The 26,707-nt window shown below is 37.4% G+C and carries 17 protein-coding genes and 1 pseudogene; 8 read left to right on the top strand and 10 right to left on the bottom strand.

Annotation, left to right across the window (positions count from 1 at the left end; all coding sequences use genetic code 11):
* Positions 1–1,200: 1,200 nt before the first annotated feature.
* The 5 genes from Q0794_RS13985 to Q0794_RS14005 all read right to left on the bottom strand — a co-directional run bounded on the left by Q0794_RS13985 (position 1,201) and on the right by Q0794_RS14005 (position 5,870).
* Complete coding sequence (locus Q0794_RS13985) at positions 1,201–1,812, bottom strand: MarC family protein (protein WP_298942931.1); 612 nt, start codon at positions 1,810–1,812, stop codon at positions 1,201–1,203.
* Between the two features lie 384 nt (positions 1,813–2,196).
* Positions 2,197–3,675 carry a HAMP domain-containing sensor histidine kinase gene (locus Q0794_RS13990; RefSeq protein ID WP_298942933.1) on the bottom strand — a complete coding sequence of 493 codons (1,479 nt, stop codon included), beginning with the start codon at positions 3,673–3,675 and terminating at the stop codon, positions 2,197–2,199.
* Complete coding sequence (locus Q0794_RS13995; RefSeq protein ID WP_298942935.1) at positions 3,675–4,412, bottom strand: response regulator transcription factor; 738 nt, start codon at positions 4,410–4,412, stop codon at positions 3,675–3,677. The genes Q0794_RS13990 and Q0794_RS13995 overlap by 1 nt, the downstream gene beginning before the upstream one ends.
* A 78-nt stretch (positions 4,413–4,490) precedes the next feature.
* Positions 4,491–5,189, bottom strand: a complete 699-nt coding sequence (locus tag Q0794_RS14000) for a spondin domain-containing protein (protein WP_298942937.1) — start codon at positions 5,187–5,189, stop codon at positions 4,491–4,493.
* A 9-nt stretch (positions 5,190–5,198) separates the two neighbouring features.
* The gene (locus Q0794_RS14005) at positions 5,199–5,870 is read right to left on the bottom strand and encodes a spondin domain-containing protein (RefSeq protein ID WP_298942938.1); all 672 of its coding nucleotides are present in this window, start codon (positions 5,868–5,870) and stop codon (positions 5,199–5,201) included.
* Between the two features lie 401 nt (positions 5,871–6,271).
* On the opposite strand from Q0794_RS14005, the gene tcdA reads away from it, so the two are divergent.
* The gene (tcdA, locus tag Q0794_RS14010) at positions 6,272–7,075 is read left to right on the top strand and encodes a tRNA cyclic N6-threonylcarbamoyladenosine(37) synthase TcdA (protein WP_298942940.1); all 804 of its coding nucleotides are present in this window, start codon (positions 6,272–6,274) and stop codon (positions 7,073–7,075) included.
* A gap of 1,541 nt (positions 7,076–8,616) precedes the next feature.
* On the opposite strand, the gene Q0794_RS14015 is transcribed toward tcdA, so the two are convergent.
* Entirely contained in the window at positions 8,617–13,422 is a 4,806-nt protein-coding gene (locus Q0794_RS14015; RefSeq protein ID WP_298942941.1) for an NAD-glutamate dehydrogenase, read from the bottom strand.
* 442 nt (positions 13,423–13,864) lie between these two features.
* On the opposite strand from Q0794_RS14015, the pseudogene Q0794_RS18300 reads away from it, so the two are divergent.
* Positions 13,865–14,815, top strand: a pseudogene (locus tag Q0794_RS18300) (alpha/beta hydrolase).
* Positions 14,816–14,948: 133 nt separating this feature from the next.
* Here Q0794_RS18300 and gss read toward each other — a convergent pair.
* Complete coding sequence (gene gss, locus Q0794_RS14030) at positions 14,949–16,850, bottom strand: bifunctional glutathionylspermidine amidase/synthase (protein ID WP_298942948.1); 1,902 nt, start codon at positions 16,848–16,850, stop codon at positions 14,949–14,951.
* 521 nt (positions 16,851–17,371) lie between these two features.
* Between gss and Q0794_RS14035 the strand changes: the two genes are divergently transcribed.
* Entirely contained in the window at positions 17,372–17,539 is a 168-nt protein-coding gene (locus Q0794_RS14035) for a superinfection immunity protein (RefSeq protein ID WP_298942950.1), read from the top strand.
* Positions 17,540–18,023: 484 nt separating this feature from the next.
* On the opposite strand, the gene Q0794_RS14040 is transcribed toward Q0794_RS14035, so the two are convergent.
* A complete protein-coding gene (locus Q0794_RS14040) occupies positions 18,024–18,773 on the bottom strand; it encodes a sulfite exporter TauE/SafE family protein (RefSeq protein WP_298942953.1) in 750 nt (249 codons plus the stop codon).
* A gap of 660 nt (positions 18,774–19,433) precedes the next feature.
* On the opposite strand from Q0794_RS14040, the gene Q0794_RS14045 reads away from it, so the two are divergent.
* From Q0794_RS14045 to Q0794_RS14065, 5 genes are all read left to right on the top strand, one after another.
* Positions 19,434–19,679 (top strand): hypothetical protein, encoded by a 246-nt coding sequence (locus Q0794_RS14045; RefSeq protein ID WP_298942955.1) that lies wholly within the window; start codon positions 19,434–19,436, stop codon positions 19,677–19,679.
* Positions 19,680–20,362: 683 nt separating this feature from the next.
* Positions 20,363–21,565, top strand: a complete 1,203-nt coding sequence (locus tag Q0794_RS14050; protein ID WP_298942957.1) for a site-specific integrase — start codon at positions 20,363–20,365, stop codon at positions 21,563–21,565.
* 186 nt (positions 21,566–21,751) lie between these two features.
* Entirely contained in the window at positions 21,752–22,420 is a 669-nt protein-coding gene (locus Q0794_RS14055; RefSeq protein ID WP_298942958.1) for a hypothetical protein, read from the top strand.
* Positions 22,421–22,683: 263 nt separating this feature from the next.
* A complete protein-coding gene (locus Q0794_RS14060; protein WP_298942961.1) occupies positions 22,684–23,274 on the top strand; it encodes a recombinase family protein in 591 nt (196 codons plus the stop codon).
* A 60-nt stretch (positions 23,275–23,334) separates the two neighbouring features.
* On the top strand, positions 23,335–24,066 hold the full coding sequence (locus Q0794_RS14065; protein ID WP_298942962.1) for a hypothetical protein: 732 nt from the start codon (positions 23,335–23,337) through the stop codon (positions 24,064–24,066).
* A gap of 574 nt (positions 24,067–24,640) precedes the next feature.
* Here the strand turns inward: Q0794_RS14065 and groL are convergent.
* Complete coding sequence (groL, locus tag Q0794_RS14070) at positions 24,641–26,272, bottom strand: chaperonin GroEL (RefSeq protein WP_298942964.1); 1,632 nt, start codon at positions 26,270–26,272, stop codon at positions 24,641–24,643.
* Positions 26,273–26,349: 77 nt separating this feature from the next.
* Positions 26,350–26,640: a co-chaperone GroES gene (locus tag Q0794_RS14075; protein ID WP_025565176.1), complete on the bottom strand. Its 291-nt coding sequence runs from the start codon at positions 26,638–26,640 to the stop codon at positions 26,350–26,352.
* Positions 26,641–26,707 lie beyond the last annotated feature (67 nt).

Raw genomic sequence — 26,707 nt, forward strand, 5'->3', positions numbered from 1 at the left:
GTGTTTAAAATCATCTAAAAATAGATATCCAGTAGCTAAAAGCAAATATGCCGTTCACCTTAAGTGAACGGCATTAAGCTTTTAGCTTGGCTTTTTTGTGTCTGCTATTTACGAATGAAACGACGTTTATGCCAACAAGGCCTAAAAATTCATTACATCTTTTGACTTTGGGGCGCTGGCTTTAGCCTGCAGAATTTGTGTGTTGAATTTAAAAAGTAACATGAACAAGATAATTTTAAGATTAGAAAGAAAACACATACAAGCAAAAATATGCAAGCTGAAGCATGCGCCCCAAGTCAAAACATACAGCGTTACAACAGAAGTCGTAGAGCTCATAGTACCAAAGAGCGCCTAATTCAGCATATCCATCCGAATTTAAAACATAATACTTTTATACTTCAGAGTTAGTTTTCCACGGCACAGTCTTTAGTCTACTATTTATGAGTGAAGCGACGTTTATGCCAACAAAGCCTAAAAAATCATTACATCTTTTGACTTTGGGGCGCTGGCTTTAGCCTGCAGAATTTGTGTGTTGAATTTAAAAAGTAACATGAACAAGATAATTTTAAGATTAGAAAGAAAACGCATACAAGTAAAAATATGCAAGCTGAAGCATGCGCCCCAAGTCAAAACATACAGAAGTCGTAGAACTCATCACACCAAAGAGCGCCTAATTCACCATATCCATCTGAATTTAAAACATAATATTTTTATACATCAGAGTTAGTTTTTCAGGGTACAGGCTTTAGTCTGCTATTTATGAATACAACGACGTTTATGCCTACAAGGCCTAAAAAATCATTACATCTTTTGACTGTGAGCCGCTGGCTTTAGCCTACAGATTTTATGCCTGCTATTTATGAATGAAGCGACGTTTATGCCTACAAGGCCTAAAAAATCATTACATCTTTTGACTTTGGGGCGCTGGCTTCAGCCTGCAGATTTTGTGTGTTGAAGTTAAGAAAATAAAGCAAAGAAAAAAGCTTAGTGCTCAAGAATATATAAATAAAAATCCGCAGCTAAAGCATATACCTCAAGATCAAAAGATAACTCGGTTTATGAAATATTTTAAGCAACATGTAAAGCTTAAAACAGAAATCACTGATCAGCTCTGATAATGATCTAAAGCTAACCTAATACTCCATCGTACCAAAGCAGAAACTCAAACAAAAATAACGACATGAGTTAATTAACCTATCCTCAAACCAAAGTCGGTAATAACGAACGAATGCCATCAATAAACATTTGTACTGACATAATAAGCAATAACATCCCCATCAACCTTTCTAATGCAGTTAAGCCTTTTTCTTTTAATAACTTATATAAATAAGGAGAGCAAAGTAAAACAACAGCTGACATAGTCCATGCCAGTAAAAGAGAAAGAAACAACGCCCCTGAATGTTCCGCATTAGTTTTTGCTAAGACGAGTAATGTTGCTAAAGCAGCAGGTCCTGCAATCATGGGGACTGCAATGGGAACAATTAACGGTTCATCTCCTTTTTTCATCACAAATAAATCTCCCCCATCAGCACTAGGAAAAATCATTTTTAAAGAAATAACAAAAAAGATAATCCCACCGGCAATCGTAATAGCCTGAGTTTGTAAGTGAAATAAACTTAAAAATTGTTCTCCAAAAAACAGAAAAATAATTAAAATTAATAAACCGATTAACATTTCACGAATAATTATTTTCGAATGCTTCTCCTTATCAATATTTTTTAAAATACTTAATAATAAAGGCACATTACCAAGCGGATCTAAAATAAAAAAGAGTAAAAAAGCAGTTGAAAATATTGGAAATGTTGCATCCATGGAAGTAAGCCTTAACAGTTAACGTACTGAGTTCAAAAGTACTTTACATTGTAGGCAGTAAAATAAAGAGAGCAATGGGTTTCTACTTTATCCTTTTTAAATATAGACGAGGAAGGCAAAGATAAGCTTTCGTTTACTATTATGAGGGCTAGGAAGACAAACAAGTAAGTTAGTTTAAAGGTGCTCAAATAAAACGATAAGAAGAAAATCAAAATATAAATAGAAAACAAAAGATAAAAAGCAGCCAAACAGTAAGTCACTTATAAATTAATATAAACACTTACTATCTGACTGTAAAAACGAACAAATCGTAATAAAATATGATAAGAAAACTCGAGAAAAATTAACTTAATATTAGCTAACCTTAATGTAGTTAATCTTAAACTAGCGAACCTTAGTTAAGTGGAAGTTAAAAGATGTCCCCTTACCTATTTTACTTTTAACATTAATATCTGATTGCAATAAACACAGTAACTTTTGAGTAATCGCTAACCCTAAACCGCCATGCTCTTTACTATCAAAAATAGCGTTACTGGCACGATAGCGCGCATCAAAAATATACGCTAACTCATTTTCGTGAATCCCGGTTCCGTTGTCGCTAACAGAAATATTCAATCTATTATTTTCTTTCTCATCAACTTGTATCGTGATATTGCCACCAACATCAGTATGTCGAATCGCATTATCAATCAGGTTACTTAAGACACGCTCTAACTTACCAATGTCGGTATAAACCATAAACTCACATTGTTCAGGTAAGATATTTAAAAGCAGTTTCTTTTCTTGCAGTCTATGCTGAAATTTAGCCACAATATCATGCAGTAGTTCTGCAAGCGGAAATGTTTCAAGATCCAATGTCACTTGTCCACCATCGAGATGTGCTAACTCGAAGATTTGGTCGACTAACTTTTTAAGCTGATTGGCATTTTTAAAAGCAATATCAATAAAACGCTGATGCTGTTCATCACTCAACGTATTACCTTTAAGTTGGATTGTCTCAAGATAACCTTGCAGTGCAGCAAGTGGTGTTCGCAAGTCATGGGACAAGTCAGTTAACATTTCACGTCTGGTTTTGTCTATTGATTGAAGTTGCACTAATTGATAGTTAATCTGTTCAGCCATGTCATTAAATGCCTGCCCTAACTCATGAATTTCATTGTTTTTAGCCGCAGGCCAATCATGCAATTGTACTTTGTTTTTTTCAAATCCTGCTTTTTTAAAAGCACGTATATTTTGAGTTAATTGCTTTAAAGGATGTGTAAAAATTCGTAATAGTGCAATCAACACTAAGAAAAAAGCAACAACAACGCCTAGTAAAAACACTAATGATTGTGAAAGGTGTTGATCTGACTGAACCGCTTCAAAAATCGAGTCATAAGTTTCACCACCAATAATCACATAAAGGTAACCTTGAAGGTTTTCACCGTTATAAATAGGCGCGGCAGAAAATATTTTTTGCTCATTATTATCACGCGGATCATCGCCATAAATAGGCAATGCTTTTTTTAAATGAATAAAATTAACTAATGGTGCAATATTTACTTTTTCACGTTTAACTTTGCCAGGCTCAGCTGAATAACTAAGAATATTGCCATTGGGGGCAACAAAATAGAATTCAAAACTAGGGCCTAATATCATTAAACTATGGAAAAGATTTTTGAGTGCACTTTGGTCGTAGACGCCTTCTTTTAGTAAAGGATTATCTCTCCCTAAATGTTCGGCTAAATTAAGGTGTAAACGTTGTTCAGCTTCGTGTCGAGATTCAACCTCTAACTTTGCAGACCACCATGAAAAGGTACAAGCGATGGCAATAAAAAGTAACACTAATGCGATTGTCATTCGCTGATATAAAGACACTCTCATTAAACAACACCTTCAGGGCTAAATTTATAACCCACACCAAATACGGTTTGAATAATATTCGGAAAAACTTTATGCGTTGAATCAGGCTGCCCTGCCACTAATTTGTTACGCAAACGATTGATATGAGAGTTCACAGTATGTTCATAACCACTATGTTGATAGCCCCACACTTTATCTAATAATTGTGTACGTGAAAAAACTTGGCTAGGGTGTTGAGCCATAAAGCACAATAAATCGAATTCTGTTGAGGTAAGTTCCAAACTTTGATCGCGTAATACCACTTCATGCGTGCGTTTATTTATCATCAATTGACCATGACAAATAATGCCTGTATCTATTTCTGTTGTTTCTTGTTTATTGTTTTTTAATAAATGAACACGACGAAGCAATGCATGTATACGCGCTTGTAACTCTCTAACACTAAACGGCTTAGCCATGTAGTCATCAGCACCTAATTCAAGCCCGACAACACGATCAATTTCTGATGTTCTCGCTGTTAGCATTAGAATAGCTTGTTCCGGTTTCACTTCTCTTACTTTACGGCAAACTTCCAAACCGCTACATCCTGGTAAATTAATATCCAGCAATAATAGAGAAAAATCGTTTTCTAAACCTTGTTTAATCGCATCTTCACCATTATCGCAATGGGTGACTTCAAGTCCAAGATCTTGCATATTTACTTTTATTAATTCTGCAATGTCTTGGTCATCTTCAACAATTAAAATACTATCTGGCATCTTTCAGCTTCCTAAAAGGTGACCCGTTAATGATTGTGAGCTAAGGGGGTGTCACAAAAAATAACAGGTCATAATGGTTTATCTGATACGGGTAATAGTAACAGACATAACTGGGTTATCGAATTTTTGTTGGTACGTTAACGCAGACGTCGTTAAGCCATCATCAGCACTGACAATACCTGGGTGCATAGTCACCATATCGATATCATCACGAATTGGATTACTTGCTTCACCACCAGCCGCTGGGCCTGGCACTGTCTCTGCACTTTCAGTATTCGCTTCAGTACCTGCATCATAAGCAACCGTGTTAAATGTTAATGTATCATTAACCGCTAAATCGCTTAAATCAACTTTGTTAAGCCCTGTAAATGCATCATTACTGTTACCTAGCATACTCGCAAATGACAAGTAATTTGCTTGAGCCGTATGCCTAACCGTAACGGTTGTAGATTCACCGTATGTAATACCCGCATCAGCACTAGCAGAACTTAATAGAAAACTAGTTTCATCCAATAGACGACTCGCATCGCCAGACTCAGCTAATAATTCTAGGGCATCAGAAGCAGACTCACCAACTTCAAACAGCTCACCAGTATCATGTAATATTAGCAATGGAGCAGAAATTGGTTGTCCATTAGTTAAGTTTTTTAATAACACTTCATATTCAACAGGTGTTTCAATTATAGTCACAGTATCTGTATCGGAGTCATCGTCTCCACATGCAGCTAATGTTAGCGCTGCAGCCGTAGCAATAGCGACTTTAGAAAATTTAATCATAAAGCCTCCTTATTCAACAACAACTGTCAATTTCGCAACAGGGTTTAACCAACGGTGAACACTGCTATCTAAATCACTGATACCACCTTGTTCGTCATCATCACCTAATACACCCGGGTGAATATGAACATTCGCATTGCTAATTTCTTCTGTCACACCAGAAGCACCAGTGGCTGTAATGCCAATTGGATTTGGTATATTAGCAATGATTTCATCATTCGCTTCTGTACCTGCATCATAGGCATTTAGGTAAACAGTATAAGTGCCCGCTTCAGTCGGAATTTCCCAGCTATCTAAACCAATGAAGCCATCATTAGTTGGTAGCATCATTGCTGCAACAGAAAGGTAATCGTTACCGCTGTTAGTACTTAGCGAAAAAGCAGTCGATGAAGCAGGTGCTAACAAACCACCAGCAGGATTTTCATCAATATCTGCATTAGCAACTGATAACAAACCACTAACACCAGAAATATCACCGCCTTCAGCTAATGCTTCTAGCTCTGCGCTTGCTGCTTCTGTTGTTTTGAATATAGCAGTATCGCCATCATGGGCAGCGGTAATAACTGGAGTGAAGTAAATACCATGGGTTAGATTCGTTACTGTTATCGTTAGGTCTTGCGCTTGGCTAGTGGCAGAAAATAAACCGAATAGGCTTGCAGCAATAAGATGTTTTTTTAACATGAAGAAACTCCCTTTAATTCTAATAAATGATAGTTGTGAATAAGTGTTATCGAAATTATTTGACAGGAAAGAGTATGAACGGGAGATCTCACGAACTTATCACGGAATATTCACTATTTGGTTGTGATGACTTCGCTTTTTCATGTTTTAGCTGGAATAGAAGTTTTTTGACCGTATGTAAGCTCGCCAATGATCTTATTAAGACAGCTAAACTAAAAATAATATTAAATATCGAAGCCCCAAAAAAAGAGATAGCCAAAGACAAGGCCAAAATAACAATATAAAAATCAATCAAGTAAACGATGGAATGATTAAGCAATACAGATTGTTTTTATATTTCCTAGATTCACTTAATAACAGCAAGTATAATCGCGCCTTTCAAAATGAATAAGAGCAAAACCATGAACGAACAATACGAAAACCGCTTTGGTGGTATCAAACGCTTATATGGCACGACAGCATTACAAAAATTTAAAGATAGCCATGTCTGTGTTGTCGGTATTGGTGGTGTTGGTTCTTGGGTTGTTGAATCATTAGCACGTTCAGGCATTGGCCAAATCACCTTAATTGATATGGATGATCTTTGTGTAACGAACACAAATCGTCAAGTCCATGCGCTAGCAGACACCATAGGCAAGCAAAAAATAGAAGTGATGGCCGCTCGTTGTAAGCAAATAAATCCAGATATTATTGTTAACTGTATTGATGACTTCATCGATAAAGAAAACTGTTTTGAGTACCTTTCAAGTGATATGGATTACATCTTTGATGCCATTGATAGCATTCATGCAAAAGTCGCGTTAGTCGCACATTGTAAACGTAACAAGTACCCATTATTGACCTGTGGCGGCGCTGGTGGGCAACTTGATCCAACTCGCATACAAGTGACAGATCTAGCTAAAACCATTCAAGATCCACTAGCAGCGAAAGTGCGCTCAGAGCTACGTCGTCATTTTAATTTCAGTAAAAACCCTAAACGAAGGTTCCATGTTTACTGTGTTTTCTCAACTGAGCAGTTAAGTTATCCAGATTTAAATGGCGAAGTGTGTAGAGAAAAAGCGGAATCAGACGGTAATATGAAGATGGATTGTGCAAGTGGTTTTGGCGCATCGACTATGGTAACCGCAAGCTTTGCTTTCATCGGCAGCGCATTTATCCTTAATAAAATAGCCGAAAAAGCTAAAGCAGCGAGCAGTAAAGCATAAGATCTACAAGTTGATGTTTGATGTTTGATGTTTGATGTTTGATGTTTGATGTTTGATGTTTGATGTTTGATGTTTGATGTTTGATCAGCGAATTCAAAACATAATAACTTTACGCCTCAAGGTTAGTTTTTTGTTTAGGGGCGCTGGCTTTAGCCTGCAGGAGTTTGTGTGTTGAATTTAAGAAATGTAATTAATAGAATCAAGTTTAGTATTAAAAACACACAAACCATAACAAACTGAAAATAGGACTCGCAGAGCTCTTATGCATACAAGCAACACAAAAAATCTGCAAGCTAAAAACAGGACTCGCAGAGCTCCTCCGTTCATAACACTAGGCTTTGCCTAATTCGCCATGCGCCCCGAGGTCAAAACATACAAACTATATGAGTTTCTCCACTCATAATGCTAGGTTTGCCTAATTCGCCATGCAATCGAGGGCAAAACATAAAACCTATACGCTTCGAGATTAGTTTTTAGGGGCGCTGGCTTTAGCCTGCAGAGGTTTGTGTGTTGAATTTTGGGATATGTAATTAATTGAACCAAGTTTAGTATTAAAAAAGAAAACATACACAAACAAAAATCTGCAAGCTGAAGCATGCTCCCCAAGAGCAAAACATAAAACCTATACGCTTCGAGATTAGTTTTTAGGGGCGCTGGCTTTAGCCTGCAGGAGTTTGTGTGTTGAATTTAAGAAAATAGAATGGGTAAAATCAAGATTCGTATCAAAACTCACAAATAAAAATCAGTAAACTAAAAATAGGACTCGCAGAGCTACTCTGCATACAAACAACACAAAAAATCTGCAAGCTGAAAACAGGACTCGCAGAGCTACTCTGCATGCAAACAACACAAAAAATCTGCAAGCTAAAGCATGCGCCCCAAGATCAAAACACAAACCATAACAAGCTGAAAACAGGGCTCGCAGCGCTCCTCCGCTCATAACACTAGGCTTTGCCTAATTCGCCATGCTCCCCAAGAGAAAAACATAAAAGCTATACGCTTCGAGATTAGTTTCAAGGTGTGCTGGCTTTAGCCTGCAGGAGTTTGTGTGTTGAATTTTGGGATATGTAATTAATTGAACCAAGTTTAGTATTAAAAAAGAAAACACACACAAAAAATCTGCAAGCTAAAAACAGGACTCGCAGAGCTCCTCCGCTCATAACACTAGGCTTTGCCTAATTCGCCATGCAATCGAGAGCAAAACATAAAAGCTATACGCTTCGAGATTAGTTTTTAGGGGCGCTGGCTTTAGCCTGCAGGAGTTTGTGTGTTGAATTTTGGGATATGTAATTAATTGAACCAAGTTTAGTATTAAAAAAGAAAACACACACAAACAAAAATCTGCAAGCTAAAGCATGCGCCCCGAAGTCAAAACACAAACCATAACAAACTAAAAACAGGGCTCGCAGAGCTCCTCCGTTCATAACACTAGGCTTTGCCTAATTCGCCATGCGCCTCGAGGTCAAAACATAAAAAACCAAAAAAATAGCGATGTTGATATCAACATCGCTATTTAAAATCGAGCTTTACGTTAGGTTTATTTAGCTTTTAGACAAATCCAACAGCTCTCTTAATGCCACCTGACACATACTAAACTCAGGTAAACTTACGGCAGATAATGCCTCTGTCATTTTGTGCCAGCGATCCGCTAGGCTCTGATGTTGACCTTGCCAATCTAAATACGCTTTTTCGACGTCTTTATCATGTAAGGTTAATAACACCGCTCTAGTGATGCGTTTTTGCTGCCACTCTAAATCATCACGCATTGCTTCACGTGCTAATGACTGCCAATGGCTATCAACCGGTAGCAAGTTTAACTGCGCGGCAATATCAGCTAATTTCAGTTTCTCTTCAGAGTGGAAATAAACATGTGCCGTTAATTGAGGATCGACCTTCAATTTACTCGCTACATCGATAATATTTAATAAGGCATAAGACTGCTCAGTATTACTGAGTTTTTCAGCAAGCGCGATCGGGACGCCCTCTTCTTTTGCATTATCTAGTTCTAATTGACGTTGCTGTAAACTACGCTCACTCAACAATTTAGATAGATTTGCTTTCACAGCATGTAATGACGTTTTGTATTTCTTAATTAACGTAGCGCAATCTAACTGATCACGATGACTTCTAATAAACCAACGTGTTGCATGACGCACCATTCTCATTAGCTTAGTCATCAACTCAGTCTGAACCGCGCTATTAATTTTATTATCTAATGATTCAATTTCAGCCAATAACTCAGGTAAATTGAAAATATCACGTGCAGCTACCCAGCCTTTAGCGAGCTCTAAAAATGAGCAACCCGTGCTAGACATAATGCGATGAGCAAAAGTAGCTCCCATGACATTGAATAAGTCATTACTCACCTGTGTCGCAACGATTTCGGATAATAACGGGTGCTCATGAATTTCAGTTTTGTAAGATTTAACTAGCTCACCAGGGAATATTTTCTCAGCTTCTTTTGCTAAGTAACCATCTTCGGCAATTCGCGCTTTAGCCAACTCTTCTTTCATTTCATTTTTAGCATAAGAAATCATCACCGAAATAACAGGTCGTGTTACGCCTAACTCAGCATTTTTACGCTCAGTGATCTCTTCATCACTTGGAATAAACTCTAAACTTCTGTTTAACTTGCCTTTCTCTTCTTGGCTATTGATTAAACCACGGAACGCTTCAATGCCTTTATGGCCTTGCAAGTAAGATAAACTAATACTCTGTGCTTGACGGTAATTATTATGCAGTACCAACTCAGAGACCTGTCCTGTCATATTTTGTAACCAAACATTACGCTGTTTAACGGTTAAATCCCCTTTCGACACTAACTTATCTAATAGGATTTTAATATTCACTTCCAAATCTGAACAATTCACACCCGCTGCATTATCAATCGCATCAGTAAAACATTGTCCGCCATGCACAGAGAACTCAATACGAGCACTTTGCGTCATACCTAAATTACCGCCTTCACCGATAACTTTACAGCGTAATTCTGAACCGTTAACGCGTAAGCTGTCATTCGCTTTATCGCCTACATCAGCATGGCTTTCTTTTTCACTTTTAACGTAGGTGCCGATTCCGCCATTCCATAACAAATCAACAGAGGATTTCAATAGTAACGAAATAAGATCGGTCGGTGTGACCTTAGCTTGCTTGATGCCAAATGCTTTAGCCATTTGAGGTGTCACCGCAATGGATTTTGCAGAACGTTCAAAAATACCACCACCAGCAGAAATCAACTTAGCATCGTAATCCTTCCAACTGGTTCTTGGTGTATCAAATAAACGCTGACGTTCTTCAAAACACGCCTCTAAATTTTCAGGATTCGGGTCGATGAAAATATGCAGATGATTAAACGCAGCCAACAGTTTGATTTTTTTAGAACATAGCATGCCATTACCAAATACATCGCCCGCCATGTCGCCAATTCCAATCACTGAAATAGGTTGCTCTTGGACATCAATGCCTAACTCTCTAAAGTGACGCTGTACACTAATCCATGCGCCTTTCGCAGTGATCCCCATTTTCTTATGGTCATAACCATTACTGCCGCCTGATGCAAATGCATCGTTCAACCAGAAGTTACGATCTGTCGCTAATTCATTTGCAATATCAGAGAACGTCGCCGTGCCTTTATCGGCAGCAACTACTAGATACGGGTCATCATTATCGTAACGCACCACTTGTTGAGGTGGAATTAAATTACCTGCATCAAGGTTGTCGGTAATATCTAATAGCGCACTGATAAACATTTTGTAACAAGCAATCCCTTCTTGCATAAAGGCATCGCGATCCATTGTCGGATTAAGGTACTTAGCAACAAACCCACCTTTAGCGCCAACAGGCACAATCACTGAGTTTTTAACTTGCTGTGCTTTCACCAATCCAAGGACTTCCGTACGGTAATCTTCGCCGCGGTCAGACCAACGTAACCCACCACGCGCAACACTGCCGCCACGTAAATGCACACCTTCAAAACGAGGAGAATAAACAAATACTTCGTAACTTAAGCGCGGCAATGGTATCTCGCCGATTTTTTTGTGATCGAACTTAAAGCTAATGTAGTCTTTAAATTCACCCTCTTGCTGTTGAAAATAGTTGCTACGAATCGTCGCCATAATCAACTCAACGTATTTACGTAACACTCTATCTTCATTGAGGTTACTGACATCGTTAAGTGATTCTAAAATAGCGTTTTCTAGTTCAGCTTGTTTCTCTAGACTCACCTGCTTTTCAGGGTTAAAACGAGCATGGAATAAATTAACAATCTGTTTTACAAATCCACTGTGGTCTAACAAGGTTTTAGCAATTGAGAAATGACTGAAACCAAAACGAATTTGTTTTAAATATTTTGCATAAGCACGCAACATGGTAATATCACGCCACGCAATACCAGCCCCTAAAATCAATTTATTGAATGGGTCGTTATCGGCCTGTGCGTACCAAATAGCGAGAAACGCATCAGAGAATAAATGACGGTAATTCTCAGGATCAAAACCATCATCGTTAACGTATAACAACGTGAAATCGTATAACCAAAATACACTTTCACCAGAAGGCGATACTTGGAAAGGATATTCCTGCGCTACTTTTAAACCTAAGTTTTCTAAAATAGGAATTAAGTCAGATAACAATAAAGCGCCATCTTGGTGGAATAACTTTAATTTCAATCCGCTATTATTGGCTTCAATAGAACGATAAAAACGTAACGCCATTGAACGGTCTGGTGACGTCAATAATGACTCAATGCGGTCAATATCAGTGACTGCAACACGAGAACTAAAGCTGTCTTGGTAACTTGTTGGGAAAGCGGATTCATACTTACGTGCTAACTTAACTGCGGTTTCTTCACCGTGGTTTTCAATTAATGAATCTTGTAAATCCTCATGCCAAGCTTTAGTAATTTGCTGCATGCGCAATTGAATAGCATCAAGCTCTAACTCGCCTTCTAAGGGTTTATCAAGATGAATCACCAAACGTAAACGCGCAAGGTTAGACTCACTTAAATAGGTTTGGAAATCACTGTCTACAATATCCATTGTGCGCGATAACAACTCAACGAATTTTAGCCTTACCTTAGTATTATAAAGATCACGTGGTACATACAACAAAGCCGTCACAAAGCGACGATTACCATCAGTTCTTAAAAATAACTTAAGCTGCTTTCTTTCTTGTGCATGTAATACTTCGATGACATTATTCAGTAAGGTTTTTTCATCACACAGTAATAAATCTTCAACCGCATAAGTTGATAAAATCTGCGTTAATTCTTTGTAATAATGTCCACCTAAACTCAGACCAGACTGCGCTAAAATATTATTGATTTTTTGTCGAACAACCGGAATGCCTAATGGGCTGCCACTGTAAACAGAAGAAGTATAAAGGCCGATAAAACGCATGCCGCCAATCAATTTACCTTGTTTATTAAACTGCTTAACATACACCACATCAGGATAAGCAACTCGATGTACCATCGCACGTTGCGAGGCTTTACTGAAATGTAATAAACATGGCTCTTGTAACTCATGTAAACAATCGAATTGGGTTTTATCATGCATAAATTCTTTATGCTTTAATAAACCTAATTGGCTGTTTTCAACAATACTAATAAAGCCGTCTTTTACAGTAAACTGATCGCAGGCAAGAAACGTAAAGTGATCGTCTGCCATCCAATCTAAATAAGTTTGTTGCTCGGCAAAGTCAGCTTTTGAAGTAATCGCTGTCACTTCTTTTTTACTGACTTTAATTGCAGATTTCACCTTGTCGGCCATGTGAGAATAGTCATCAACTACTAGTGATACATTACTTAACGCCCCCTCTAAACTCTTTTGAATTTTCATTCGTTCTGAAGAAGAACTGGTTTGGTCTATTTCAATATAAAGTAATAGCTCAGTATTCGAATCGTTGGCATTTACAATATCTGAATTAAGCGTTTTTAACTTACCTGAGGCATTACGCTCGCTGTTTATTTCACTGTAGAAAATACGATGAAGCTTAGTATTATGTTTGTTTAGGGTGATTTTGACCGTATCAATAATAAAAGGAATATTACGGCTCAACACACTGATAATTGAATGCGTTGATTGCCATTCATCTTGCTCAACGTCAGGGTTAAATACTTTGACCTTAGCCACTTCCCCTTTCCATTGGTGAACTTCACGCCATAAAGAAACCGTTAGCCCCGCTAAATCATCTGGGGTAATCATCGCGAGATCCACAATACTGACATCACGATAAATGGCATTAATAAAATTTTGTAATAGAGACTGTTCACGCACAGGAAAATGCGCTTTTAATTGAGAAAAGATTTGTTCGAGGATGTCTGATTTCTGGTTCGTTTTTATATTCATGTAATACCTACCTAATGGTAAAAATTAACGGTGCAGTTTAAGGCTAAGTGAAAAAAATAAATAAACAATACAATAGATTAAGAAGCGCTTAATAGCACACAAAAATGTTGAGAAATAAGCTAATTATTTAATTCGTCGATATATGGGCTATATATGGATGACGTTTACTCTGATAAAGAAAGAGAAAGAGAAAGAGAAAGAGAAAGAGAAAGAGAAAGGTTAACTATTTTTTAAATTGCATCTACCTGATTTTTTAAATCATGCTTTTTAATCTGAACCTTAAACATGGCTAATCGAGATAAATTCACATTAGGTTTTATTTGACAAAATATAATTCAACGTCCAATATCACAACAAAGCAAACAGATCTGTACACCACCTATTTACTTATCGTCTTAAATCATCATCAATCAACTCATTAACTAATACTGAGAAAAATAACATGAAAATAATTTATAAGTTTCTTATCTTATTTACCGTATTCGCTAGCCCCTTCACCCTCGCAGAACAAGCCGTTTGGCCAGAAACCACCTACTACCGCACCGTTAACGTCGAAGGAAATGATATTTTTTATCGCGAAGCTGGTAATCCAGACAACCCTACTATTCTGTTTTTACACGGTTACCCTTCTTCTTCACACATGTACCGTCACCTCATCCCGCTTTTATCAGGATCGTTCCATGTTGTCGTGCCAGACAACCTAGGGTCTGGATACAGCGACAAACCTGATCCTAAAGAACATCCCTACACCTTTGATTTATTAGCAAACGTAATGGATGGCTTTGTTAAGGAATTAGGCATTAAAAACTACACCGTTTACATGTAAGACTTTGGTGCACCAGTTGGATTTCGTTTAATGATGCAACAACCCGATCGTGTTACAGCACTGATAACACAAAATGGGAATGCTTATTTAGAAGGGTTAACGCCACCACGCCAAGCATTTTTCAAAAAAGCACATGAAGATACCTCTCCTGAAATGTTTAAAAAACTTTATGACTTTACTGGTGAACAAGGCATTAAAGATAAGCAATATTTACGTGATGTTAAAGGTAAAGAAGAGATCATGAGCCCTGATAGCTGGACTCACGCATTGCACTTTTTAGAGACTGAACAGCAACGCATTATTCAAGTACAGTTACTGCAAGATTATTACAATAACTTATTAGCTTATCCGAAATGGCAAGCATTTTTACGTGAAAAACAACTACCGACGTTATTGGTTTGGGGAAAAAATGATCCCGCCTTTATTTCAGCTGGCGCAGAAGCTTACTTAAAAGATCTACCGAATGCAGAGCTTCATTTAATCGATGCAGGTCATTTTGCAATGGAAGAAAAACCAGTTGAAATTGCAAAATATATTATGCACTTCATGAAGCAACTTAATAAATAATTGCTATTACAAAGTTAATGAAGGCTTTCAATGAAAGAAAGCCCGATCAACGAAGTGAGTTTAAAAGCGCAATATCAGTAAGCTGTTTACTTATAATTAGCAGCTTACTTATAGTTAGTAGCTTACTGATTTTTTATTGCAGTAAAATCGCTTCATCATTCACAAAGCGTAACGCCAAACAATCACTGTCTTTACTAATAATCATCGACGAATCGACACGTAAACAACTACCAGCATACTTACCTGCCGCAGTGAACGTACAAACTTGAACGTAATAACCATCAACCAACGGTAACGGAAATAGCGATTGGTAAATATTGTCTTGATGAGCAAACTGTCCGTCCGTTGCATCCAACACATCTTGTTGATGGTCAACTAACTGAATATTCGCCCCGCAACGTCCCACAATGGGTTTACTAACATAACCGCTTGCTTGTAGGTCTTCATTTAATTCAAAGTCTGCATGCAACAATAATGGATGATTTGGAAATAATGACCACAACACAGGTAGTATCGCTTTATTACTTGGGATTAATGTCCATAGCGGTTCAAAAATCATAATGTTTTTATGCAATAACACATCAGCAAGTCGTGGCGTTTTACCTTTTTTCGATAAAGGCTCAAAGTTATCTGGCGACGCATCATCTGATTCACATTCTAAACGAATCTGATCTAATGCGGTTTCCCATGACCAGGTTTTCCAAACCCAATGCAATACTTCACCTTGCGCATCAACTACGTTACCTGACTCATCCCAAATTAAAGAATCAATTCCTTCAATCAAACGACTATCAATGCCTGCCGCTTGTAATGTCTGTTGAATAAATAAAGCATGGTACTTCTCTTCAGGGTCATCATCATGAAGAATATGCACCAGCCCTTTAACCTGACTTTTTTGCCATGCTTTCACTAATTGATTAAACAGATCTTTACCGGCATCTTCACCTTCATGCACACCATAATGCTCTGCCCATTTCCCCTGAATTTTAGCGCCTTCCATATAACATGACGCAGAGTCACAGTTATATTCATAAACCTTTAACCCTTCCGTTGTCATCGAGAAATCAAAACGACTTGTGATCAACTGATTTAAACGGTTATCCCAGGATTGGCGGATCTTAGGTAATAAAGCGCGTGGTAAATTAAATTTATCTAATAGGTGTTCGTTATCAAGCACATAATCCGTGGCATGCATAAATAAACCATGCAACTCATTGGTCGCACGGCGTAAAGTATCTTCGGCCGTTTCAGACAAGGCATAATAACGATACTCATCAGCAAACGCGGCGCTTAACTTATGCCCCTGTAATGCTTTAACATAAGCAGCTTCATCTTTATTAGCGACATTCAACCAAGACTTCTTTTGCCCTGCAATAGGCTTTGTATGGTGGCTAGATAAAGAAAACAACTGCTTATCAGTTTCTTCGCTTATTTGCGCATCAGTGTCATCGTCAGTTTGACTCATCCACCCTAAGATCAGCGCATCGTTAAATGAACAAGCCACCCAATATTCGCCCTCTTCGCTAATCGTCGCCACTAATTCACGGCTATAGTTTTGCCCTTCAGGCCAAGCAACATGGTCAAGGTTTTGTTCTGCAATACGAATTTTATCGGGAAATACTTCGGTCACAATCGCAACATGCCCTGTTTCTTCAAACTCACCGCCTTGTTCCCAAATTAACAAACAACCCGGTTGCGGATGACGTTGGCTACCATTACTAAAAGCCTGTAATGGTAAACGTGTATTAGAGGCAATATCGCGCACCGAACGTAAATTAAAGATTTCATAAGCCATCGCAACATCATCAAAAATATAACCATTATTCTGATACATCCAACGACGTGCAAACTCAACGCATTGCCACTTATACCCCATGTAAATGCCATCAACATAACTGCGAAAAGCACTACGTTTAGGATACTCAATATCACTAGCACTATCGTAGTCACTAGAATACGCTGCAACACCGCCCGGCGCATAGCCAAGCAAGGCACCAAAAGAACAAGAGATTGATTTATTAGACAAAATTGTCATCCAATTAAAGGGAAAAGAACGATTTCAATATAGACAAGAATATAGCGATTAGCAATGACTGTATTTAATAAAAAAGTAAATAAATGAAGGTTATAAAAGAGGGGCCGGTAGCCATGATTGATAGTTGGCATTAGCATCAGAAATCAGCTAAAAAATATCATATGACTAGGTGATATTAGAGTGATATCAACAGGTCGCCTTTGCCCTAAAAAGAGATAGGATAAAATAGTAAAAAATATAATTGAGTAATATAACGGTTTGGGTTTAGAAATGGTTCTAAACAAGGATCATATATTTACGCTTATAAAGCAGCTGATTAAAGTTATTTTTGATCTAAGGTTTAATGGTTTATATCGAGCAATCAACTAATGAATTTAAGTCGTTTATCTTAATTTCATTATGAAACTGCTCTTTGTATAAGAAAAATAGTCTATTATGCAATAACAATCATTTTACGTAGTCTATTTAAAAGATTATTATTCGCACTTATTTTATCTTTAGTTGGCCAAGGTGGTTACTTTATGCAAGAGTCTATTTTTGTTGTTATTTTTCTATGTGTTTATTTTTTACCAACGATTGTGGGGACTAAACATAAAAATTCAAATAGTATTTTTGTCCTTAATCTATTCCTAGGATGGACTTTACTTGGCTGGGTTATAGCTTTAATTTGGGCTGTTAAAAAAGACTAGTGTAAAGGATATGGAGTTCATATTACCTTAATTCATAAAGGACTTAGAGTATAGAAGAGATTTTCCCCGATCCCCTCGAAATTACCCTTAAGCACTTTTGATAGATGGTTATTATTAACATCACTAAGTATTTTGCATTTACCATAACACCCGATTTTGCTCATTAGTTTAAGGCCACCTAAAAAATAGTGGTCTTTTTTTGTAATTTGCGTTAAAGACTCTAAAGCGAGATGTACCCCATCTCTGATAGATAACTTTGGTTTCAAAATAGAATGACATAACGCGGCGACTGCACTAGTTAATAGGTAGAACATGATAAAAGAATTGAATAAAGGAAAATGAGTCGGTCAGAAAAAAGCGTTTAAATTAGAGGGAATTTGGTAGATTAGTATACGGTTAGCATTAGAAAATAACCTTGAACAGCTAGTTATATTTAAAACACACCAGATAAAATCTGATGTGTTTATTATTTTTAAATAGATTGTTAAAGCAATGCTTTTAACGACAAACTGACACCGGATAATAGTAATAAAACCAATGCAATACGTTTTATTACTTGCGGTGATATATTGGGAGGATAACGCTTAGCTAGCATTGCCACAATAAGCACACAAGGCAGCCCTGCTAAACTGACCAAAAGCATTGGTTCAGTAATTTTTCCGCTCACTCCCATAATCATAATTCGTAATAAACAGGAAAGAAAGAAAACACTGAGTAACGTCGCTCGAATCACACTCAAAGCAACTGGTTGACGATACATTAAATAAGAAATGGGTGGCCCTGAAGTAGAAAATAAACCACCAAAAATCCCAGAAATACCACCAAACACAAAATACACCCAAGGTCGTGAAGGTTTGACGTCTTTCTTAGGCTTCACTAAACTCATTAAACAAGCCAAAATAATGCTTATTCCCAATAATAGTTGTAACCAATGTAAAGCGTTATTCCCAAAAAACGTCAACAGATAAACACCGACGGCAATCATTGGTGTAGAAGCAATAAAATAAACAATGAAGTTCTTTGCATTCACTTGTTTCCATACTCCACCATATAAACTTGTCCCCGCATTTACCATACTCAACACACTGACAGAGAAAGCTGCAACCTCTAATGGTACGAGAGAAAATAACGCCGCAACACTCATCACAATCAAACCAAACGCAAATCCCGTTAGACTCTGAACGTAACTTCCGACTATAAATACGAAAAGAAGCCATATAGAAATATCATGCATAGAAAACTCAACTAAAAAATTATGAATAAAATATTTATTATTACCTGTTTCGGCCAAACCAAATTTAACTACCTTATCATAAGTAATTAAATTATCTTTGTTCGTTATTACTAACTTATCTTTACCCTGTTGTAAAAATAAGTTAGCTAATGAACAACATTTTGAATGTGGTAATGGTGTGTAAAGGAGTTAAATCTAAACCTTTTAATCGTAAGTTAATATTAGAACCTTTTTTATTATTTTTAAGCTGTATCTAGGTATAAAAAAGTTCTTATTGATAGTTAATAATAATCAACGAAGAATCTTAGAAAAAATAAATAACGTACGAGATAGATAAAAAAATTATTTTTTAAAAAAATCAACGAATTCTCATCATAAAACACACCTAAAGGTTGTAAATTATTAATTCCGAGTTAATGTTTATTCAAGATATTTTCATATATTGAATTTCTCTTGTTTTAAATTGTACCGTTCTGAATAAATAAATATTCTATTTAAGCGTTAGGCAAAATGGATGATAGCAAAGCGTTAATTGCAGTAACTAGTTATTCTTATTACAACATTAACAACGAAGCTGGGGTCCATTTTAATAAGCATAAATGACGAGATAATTATTTAAATTGGTATTAACTAATTAAAAACTCTAAATAAGGAATCAACATGGCGTACGTAAGTATTGAAGGACAAAAGTATGAGAAAGAGTTATTAGACTTAGCAAAAGAGCACACAACAGGTAAAGGTGAAGGTAAATTATCAAAAGATGAAGTTGTTGAACTTTTTGCTTCAGCTAAAGATGGTACTGGTGTTACTGATATTGAAAAAGCAACGTTAGTCTATATACGCGCTAACTTTGAATTTACCAACGCAGCAGCAAAAGACTTCGATGAAGCCTTTGATGCACTGTAAAAGTAGTTAATGTTTAATAACCCGTGTAGACCATGCGCGGGTTTTATATTCCTCTCCTGTAAAAACTAACATTCACGATAAAAAATATAAGTAATTTTTAACGAGCAATAAAACCATCAATCTATTTTCACATCTATTGTCTGCAGATTAATTCTCTGTAAATTATAATGTCCAACTCGATTTAACCGCTTTTTATCGTAATGCTAATAATTACCCTCTGTTTTTCTAGTTGTTATTCATATAAAGAAAAACAACTAAGTTAGCCCTTATTTAGAATCATTCTGGATAGCAGAAATAGTTTAATTCAAGGCGCCTTGTTGTAATATTTAGCCTGCGACGTTTAATGTTTCTTAAACGAGTGGTTAAGTAATGATTAAGTAGATTAAATAGCCGTTATATTTATCATTTAACAGATACAAAAAAGCTCACCGAAGTGAGCTTTTTAGATTCTTAGTACGAATCATTCTGGATAGCAGAAATAGTTTAATTCAAGGCGCTTTGCCACGACGTTTAGTGTTTCTTAAACGAGTGGTAAAGCAACGATGAAGTAGACGATTTATGCAGTCAGAATTACATCAAAGTTCCCTCAATACCATGGAAGCATTGAACTCCCTATAAACACTAGACCACAGAACACCTAGCGTGATACATTCCGTGTAACATAGGTCTAAAAAACAAGAACAATGAGCAACAATAACAAACACTTAAAACTACATCATGACACATGGGTATACTGCAGACGAGTACCTAAAGAGTTACAACACTTATACCCTAGCAAAACACATATCACACAAAGTTTAGGGACGAGTTCTGTAAAACTTGCACGTATAAAGCGAGATAGAATAAATGGGGAGCTAGCAGCACAAGCGCAAGGTGCTTACAGTGAAGACAGAGTTCAATTCAAAGCTTACTCTGAGCAAGTTAAACCCTATGCAGAAGCAATAAGGAACTCAAGCATCCCCTTAGATATGGACGATTTTCTACCTCGTAATGACATTGCCAAAGCGGCATACAGACAAGAGGTCTATGGGGAAATGCAACATGCTTATACATATACACTTAAAGAGGCGTTAAACAGCCTATTAGGTCGTAGCAACACAAGCAGCCCAGAAACCCTGAGTAAACTACAGAACAGCATAAGCAGATTTCTATTATATTTAAAAATTCCTGATATTCCACTAAGAGAAATACATAAAAAGCAAGTGGTTGAATATATCGAATACCTAGGGCATGAATACGCGCACGGCACCATTTCGGGACACCTAAGCCGCCTACGTTCTGTATGGGGACATGCTTATAAACTAGGTGAAATTGAAACTAAAATAAGTCCATTTTGTGACCATGACCTTAGTCAATATCGTGGTGAAGGAAGCAAACAGAAACAGTTATTTAGTAGTGATCAGCTTAAAGTGATTCTCAAAGACAGCCCTGAGCTAGTTAAGAGCCTCGCTAGGCTTGCCTTATTTACAGGAGCACGGATTAGTGAACTGTGTCGTGCGCATGAAGAAACTATTGAAGGTGTGAGATGCATGGTTATAACTAAAGGGAAAACAGCAGCAGCTAAGCGGCTTGTTCCACTTCCTTCTCAAGTACAAGACATACACTTACCACTTGGTCTGGAAGCTAAGACCGCTGGACGTATATTCTCTCATTTCAAAGTAGATAAGATTACTAAAGATTCTAGTCGTTCTTTTCACTCTCTAAGAGCCCACTATTCTACAGCCGCACAGAGAGCAGGAATTAAAGAGTTTGACGCTGCAAAGCTTATAGGGCATCAGTCAGGTCAAACTATGAGTTACGGTTATTACGCAAGGGAAGACGTTAATAAGCTTGCTGAAGCTGCGGCACAGATAGCAAACCAAGTGGAAAAAGAGTGGCTAACCTAGCAATATTTTTATTCAAATAAAATAATTAAAAGATCATAAAGAAAGTAGTGCTTGCAAAGGGCAATAAACTTTATGAAATAAAATGTAACCCCATTGTTTTATTAAGTAAGCTTTGTTGTTTATAATATTTTTATATGTAGACTTCACCATTAACAAACATGTTATATCAATCGAAAAGGAACATTGATGAAAAATAAACTTATAGCAATATTGCTTCCGTTAACTCTGACTGCCTGCTCCAATACTCAAACTAGTGCCCCAGTTCAATTTACTAACATATCAATTCCAGAGCTGAATACTCAGACAACAGCCTATTTGGGTGATAACTTGTTAAAACAAGCAATGGGGTACTATGCAGAATCAATAGAGCTAGGCTTTATGGATGCATATGCTGCAGATATCCAAGGTGGGACATTCTACAAAGTGCCTTCTTCAGGTCAAATGTATAAATCGGATAATGCAAATACAGTCAATATTAACAATGGTTTTGGTACAGTTCTTAGTCAACAAAACTGGGTTAAATATGATGAAGATAATAATGAAATTTGTGTTAGCTATGCCAATTGCTACGAACCACCTCAAATATCAATAACAAAGAATGACGAACCTACGTTTATAATTAAACCAAATACATTCCAACAGATTATCGAATACAACGGGAAAACTGGAGATATTCTTAGGTTTACTTATAGAGAGTTCAGCGATAACTCAATTAGACAAGCATACAGTACAGATTTCACTATGGATTTGAATGATGGGGATACAATTGGTTATAAAGGTGCAGTCATAAAAGTTCATAAGGCTAATAATAGCGTCATTGAATACTCTGTAATCAGAAACTTTATCAAAAGCTAATCGTTTATTGCTTATCAAAAACCAGCTAAATGACACAATAATTGTTTAGTTGGTTTCATTGATATCAATAAAAGCAATAAACTATTCAACCTTCTTTATTGCCAGATGGTAATCAATCCTCCAAAGCAACTCCTAGCTCAAAACCATTCGTTTATAGACCTACCTCAATGAACCAAATATAGGATAGCTCAAAAATAGGGGCTTGACACATTTAAGCCTAGCTTATAAGATCCCCCTACTTTTAACGCAGAGAATCATTACCAATGAGCCAACGTATCTATTTCTATTGCCGAGTATCAACCACAGAACAAACTACAGCTAATCAGATTCAAGCTTTTATAGGTAAAGGGTACAAGGTGGATAACGATTTTATCATAGAAGAAACGGTATCTGGCTCAGTCTGCGCTATGGAACGTAAAGGCTTTAAGGCAATGGTTGAACATAAGTTAATGAAAGGAGATACCTTAGTAGTCCTTAAATTAGACCGTTTAGGTCGTGACAACATTGACGTACAACAGACCATTAAACTACTCATGGCTAAAGGAATTACAATCAACTGCCTAGACCTACCACACAATGATTTAAGCAGTTCAGAAGGTCAGTTAATGCTTAAGATGTTTCTGGCATTCGCTGAGTTTGAAAGAGACCGTATCAGGGAACGAACCATAGAAGGACAAGCAAGAGCAAGAGTAGAAGGTAAGATCATCGGGAGGCCAGCTAAAGCAAGCACTAAGAAGATAGCAGAATTACGTAGTAGTGGTTTATCCATAGCTAAGACAGCAGAGAAATTAAACGTATCACAGGCTACGGTTAAGCGCCTGACAGCAGAAGCAAAGAAACAAGGGATACTTTAAGAGTAGTAACAACTGATAATGACAATAGTAATCAAGAAACGTAAATGTAGTGAGTGCGGTATGCGTAGAATGCCGGCTAAGAGGTCTAATGGACGTACAAGCACCAAATGTAATGACTGTTTCAGTGGAGTATTCTGGAAGTCTGAATTTGGTATGTGGTTTGCAGATGCAACTACGCGTCAATCACCTGAATCAATGCCTTTAGACGATGAAGACATAAAGAATATCCATAGCCTATGGAAAGACTGTAAGAGCGCTTGTGGGCTTATACTTGAACAAGGTAAGTTTATTAAGCGCTATGATTATCATATGTGTCACAGAGATCCCGCTAAAGGCAATGGATACCAAGGCAGGTTTACATACGGTAATTTAATGATTGCAGAAGCAAGGATAAATCAATCAGCAGGAAACAAGAACCCAATTGATCATGGATATCGAGTCTATACCTCAAAGAAACCTTTCGGGACTACTGAAAAGGTAAAACAATGGTGTGGTGGTCAATACAGGCTAACCAAACTAGTAGATGACTTGAAGCTTAAGAAACACGTTAAGAAAGTGACTACTGAAGTAGAAGACATTGACTTCCTTCCTGAAGGAGTTCCACCTCGCTTAATGATTGAAAAGCAACTAAAGAGATTCGAAGGGGGAAGTACAGCACCTTGGAGATATACCACTGGACCCCCCTCTGAAATCCAGCTAGGGGCTTTGGTCTTCGGGATAGGTATTGATAACAGTAAGGTATTAAAACCCTCTGAGTTACCATTATCGAACCAAAATAAGGATGATTTTTAGCAGCAGTTAACACCCGAAAGCACCACCACGATAAAAAACCAAAATCAGACAAATAACCCCTTTAAAACAACAGCTTAAATAATTTTAGAGGGGTAACACAGGGACGACACCAAGACACTAGAGACGCTCCCATCTAGAAAAGCTCACTCTATTAAATCTCATAACAATTAAAAAAATCCAATAAAAGTTCTCTGCGTAACTATCTAAAATAATGAAAACTCAAGCACACATATTTTGTACAAGGAACTATACGATGCAATCGCAAAGGTAAACTAATAGCCTCCCCCCTCCCCCCTATGTATTCATCAACAGTAATACCAGAAGAAAAATAAAAGTTAACAAGACAGTAGATCAGACTGTTCCATAGGGACACCCTACGAGACGCAAAGTAACAAAGTAATAGTTGTTGTTCAGTGGAGCTCTCTTACGCTAGGAAGACACGATGAGGGCAATAAAAAGGAATAACAGGAGTAAAATAAATGTGAGACCAACCGTGATACATAACGTCACACAGATGGTCTCAAAATAAAATGTAAGCCATTGATTTAAAAGGGTTACATTTAAAGGAAAAAGCTTACATCATACCACCCATTCCGCCCATATCAGGCATCGGTGCAGCTGGTGCATCTACAGGTAGGTCTGTGATCATACATTCAGTTGTGATCATCAAGCCTGCTACTGACGCTGCAAACTGTAGTGCGCTACGCGTTACTTTAGTTGGGTCAAGAATACCCATTTCTAACATATCGCCGTATTCGCCAGTTGTTGCGTTGTAACCGTAGTTTGCAGTGCCTTTTTGGACGTTGCTTGCTACTACTGATGCTTCTTCACCACAGTTAGAAACGATTTGACGTAATGGAGATTCCATCGCACGAAGTGCAACACGAATACCTACGTTTTGGTCGTCATTGTCGCCTTTAAGATCTTTTAATAGACCAGCAACACGTACTAGAGCAACACCACCACCAGCAACTACGCCTTCTTCAACGGCAGCGCGCGTTGCGTGTAATGCATCGTCAACACGGTCTTTTTTCTCTTTCATTTCTACTTCAGTTGATGCACCAACTTTAATGACTGCAACACCGCCTGCTAATTTAGCAGAACGTTCTTGAAGTTTTTCTTTATCGTAATCAGATGAAGAAGCTTCGATTTGTTGTTTGATTTGGCTAACACGTGCTGAAATAGCATCTTGTTGACCTGCACCATCAATGATTGTTGTTTCGTCTTTATTGATCACGATACGTTTAGCTTGACCAAGATCTTCAAGTGTTACTTTCTCAAGGTCTAGACCAATCTCTTCAGAGATAACGGTACCAGCTGTTAGGATGGCAATATCTTGTAGCATTGCTTTACGACGATCACCGAAACCAGGTGCTTTAACAGCCGCTACTTTCACGATGCCACGCATGTTATTAACAACTAATGTTGCTAGCGCTTCGCCTTCAACGTCTTCAGCAATAATTAATAATGGTTTTGATGCTTTAGCCACTGCTTCTAATGTTGGTAATAATTCACGGATGTTACCGATTTTTTTATCAACGATTAGGATGAATGGGCTATCTAGCTCAACAGTACCTGCTTCTTGGTTTGTCATGAAGTAAGGAGATAGGTAACCACGGTCGAATTGCATACCTTCAACCACTTCTAGCTCAGTTTCTAAGCCTTGACCTTCTTCAACAGTGATAACGCCTTCGTTACCTACTTTTTGCATTGCAGTTGCAATGATTTCGCCAATTTCTACATCAGAGTTAGCAGAGATAGTCCCTACTTGTGTGATTGCTTTAGAGTCAGAGCAAGGTGTCGATAGTTTTTTCAATTCAACAACAGCCGCTTTAACTGTTTGGTCGATACCACGTTTTAAGTCCATTGGGTTCATACCCGCTGCAACGGCTTTTAGACCTTCAGTGATGATTGATTGTGCTAATACTGTTGCTGTTGTTGTTCCGTCACCGGCTGCATCATTAGTTTGAGAAGCCACTTCTTTAACCATTTGTGCGCCCATGTTTTCAAACTTGTCAGAAAGTTCGATCTCTTTAGCAACAGTCACACCATCTTTAGTGATTTGAGGAGCACCAAAGCTTTTGTCGATAACTACGTTACGGCCTTTAGGACCTAGTGTTACACGTACAGCATTGGCTAGAATGTTAACGCCATCCAGCATTTTGATTCGAGCATCATTACCAAATTTAACTTCTTTAGCAGACATTATATTTTCCTTTTACTTTTCTTTAATTTTTGTTTTCACAATAAGAGAATAAATAGCAGTTGTTAACGATTATTTAACTACTCAACAATCGCTAAAATGTCATTTTCACTCAAGATCAGGACTTCTTCACCTTCAATCTTTTCTGTTTTCAAACCGTAGCCTTCACTGAAAATAACAGTATCACCTACTTTTACATCTAATGGTCTTACTTCACCATTTTCCAAAATACGACCTTTACCCACGGCGATAACTTCACCACGAGTTGATTTTTCAGCAGCGCTACCAGTTAAAACGATACCACCAGCAGATTTAGTTTCTTTCTCAGTACGCTTTAAAATAACGCGATCATGTAGAGGACGAATAGACATTATGACTTCCTTTGATAGTTAACAGATTAAGTTGCTTATAGTTGGTTATGTGATGGGGTCAAAAAGG

Source organism: uncultured Psychromonas sp. (genome assembly GCF_947489755.1).
GTDB lineage: Bacteria > Pseudomonadota > Gammaproteobacteria > Enterobacterales > Psychromonadaceae > Psychromonas.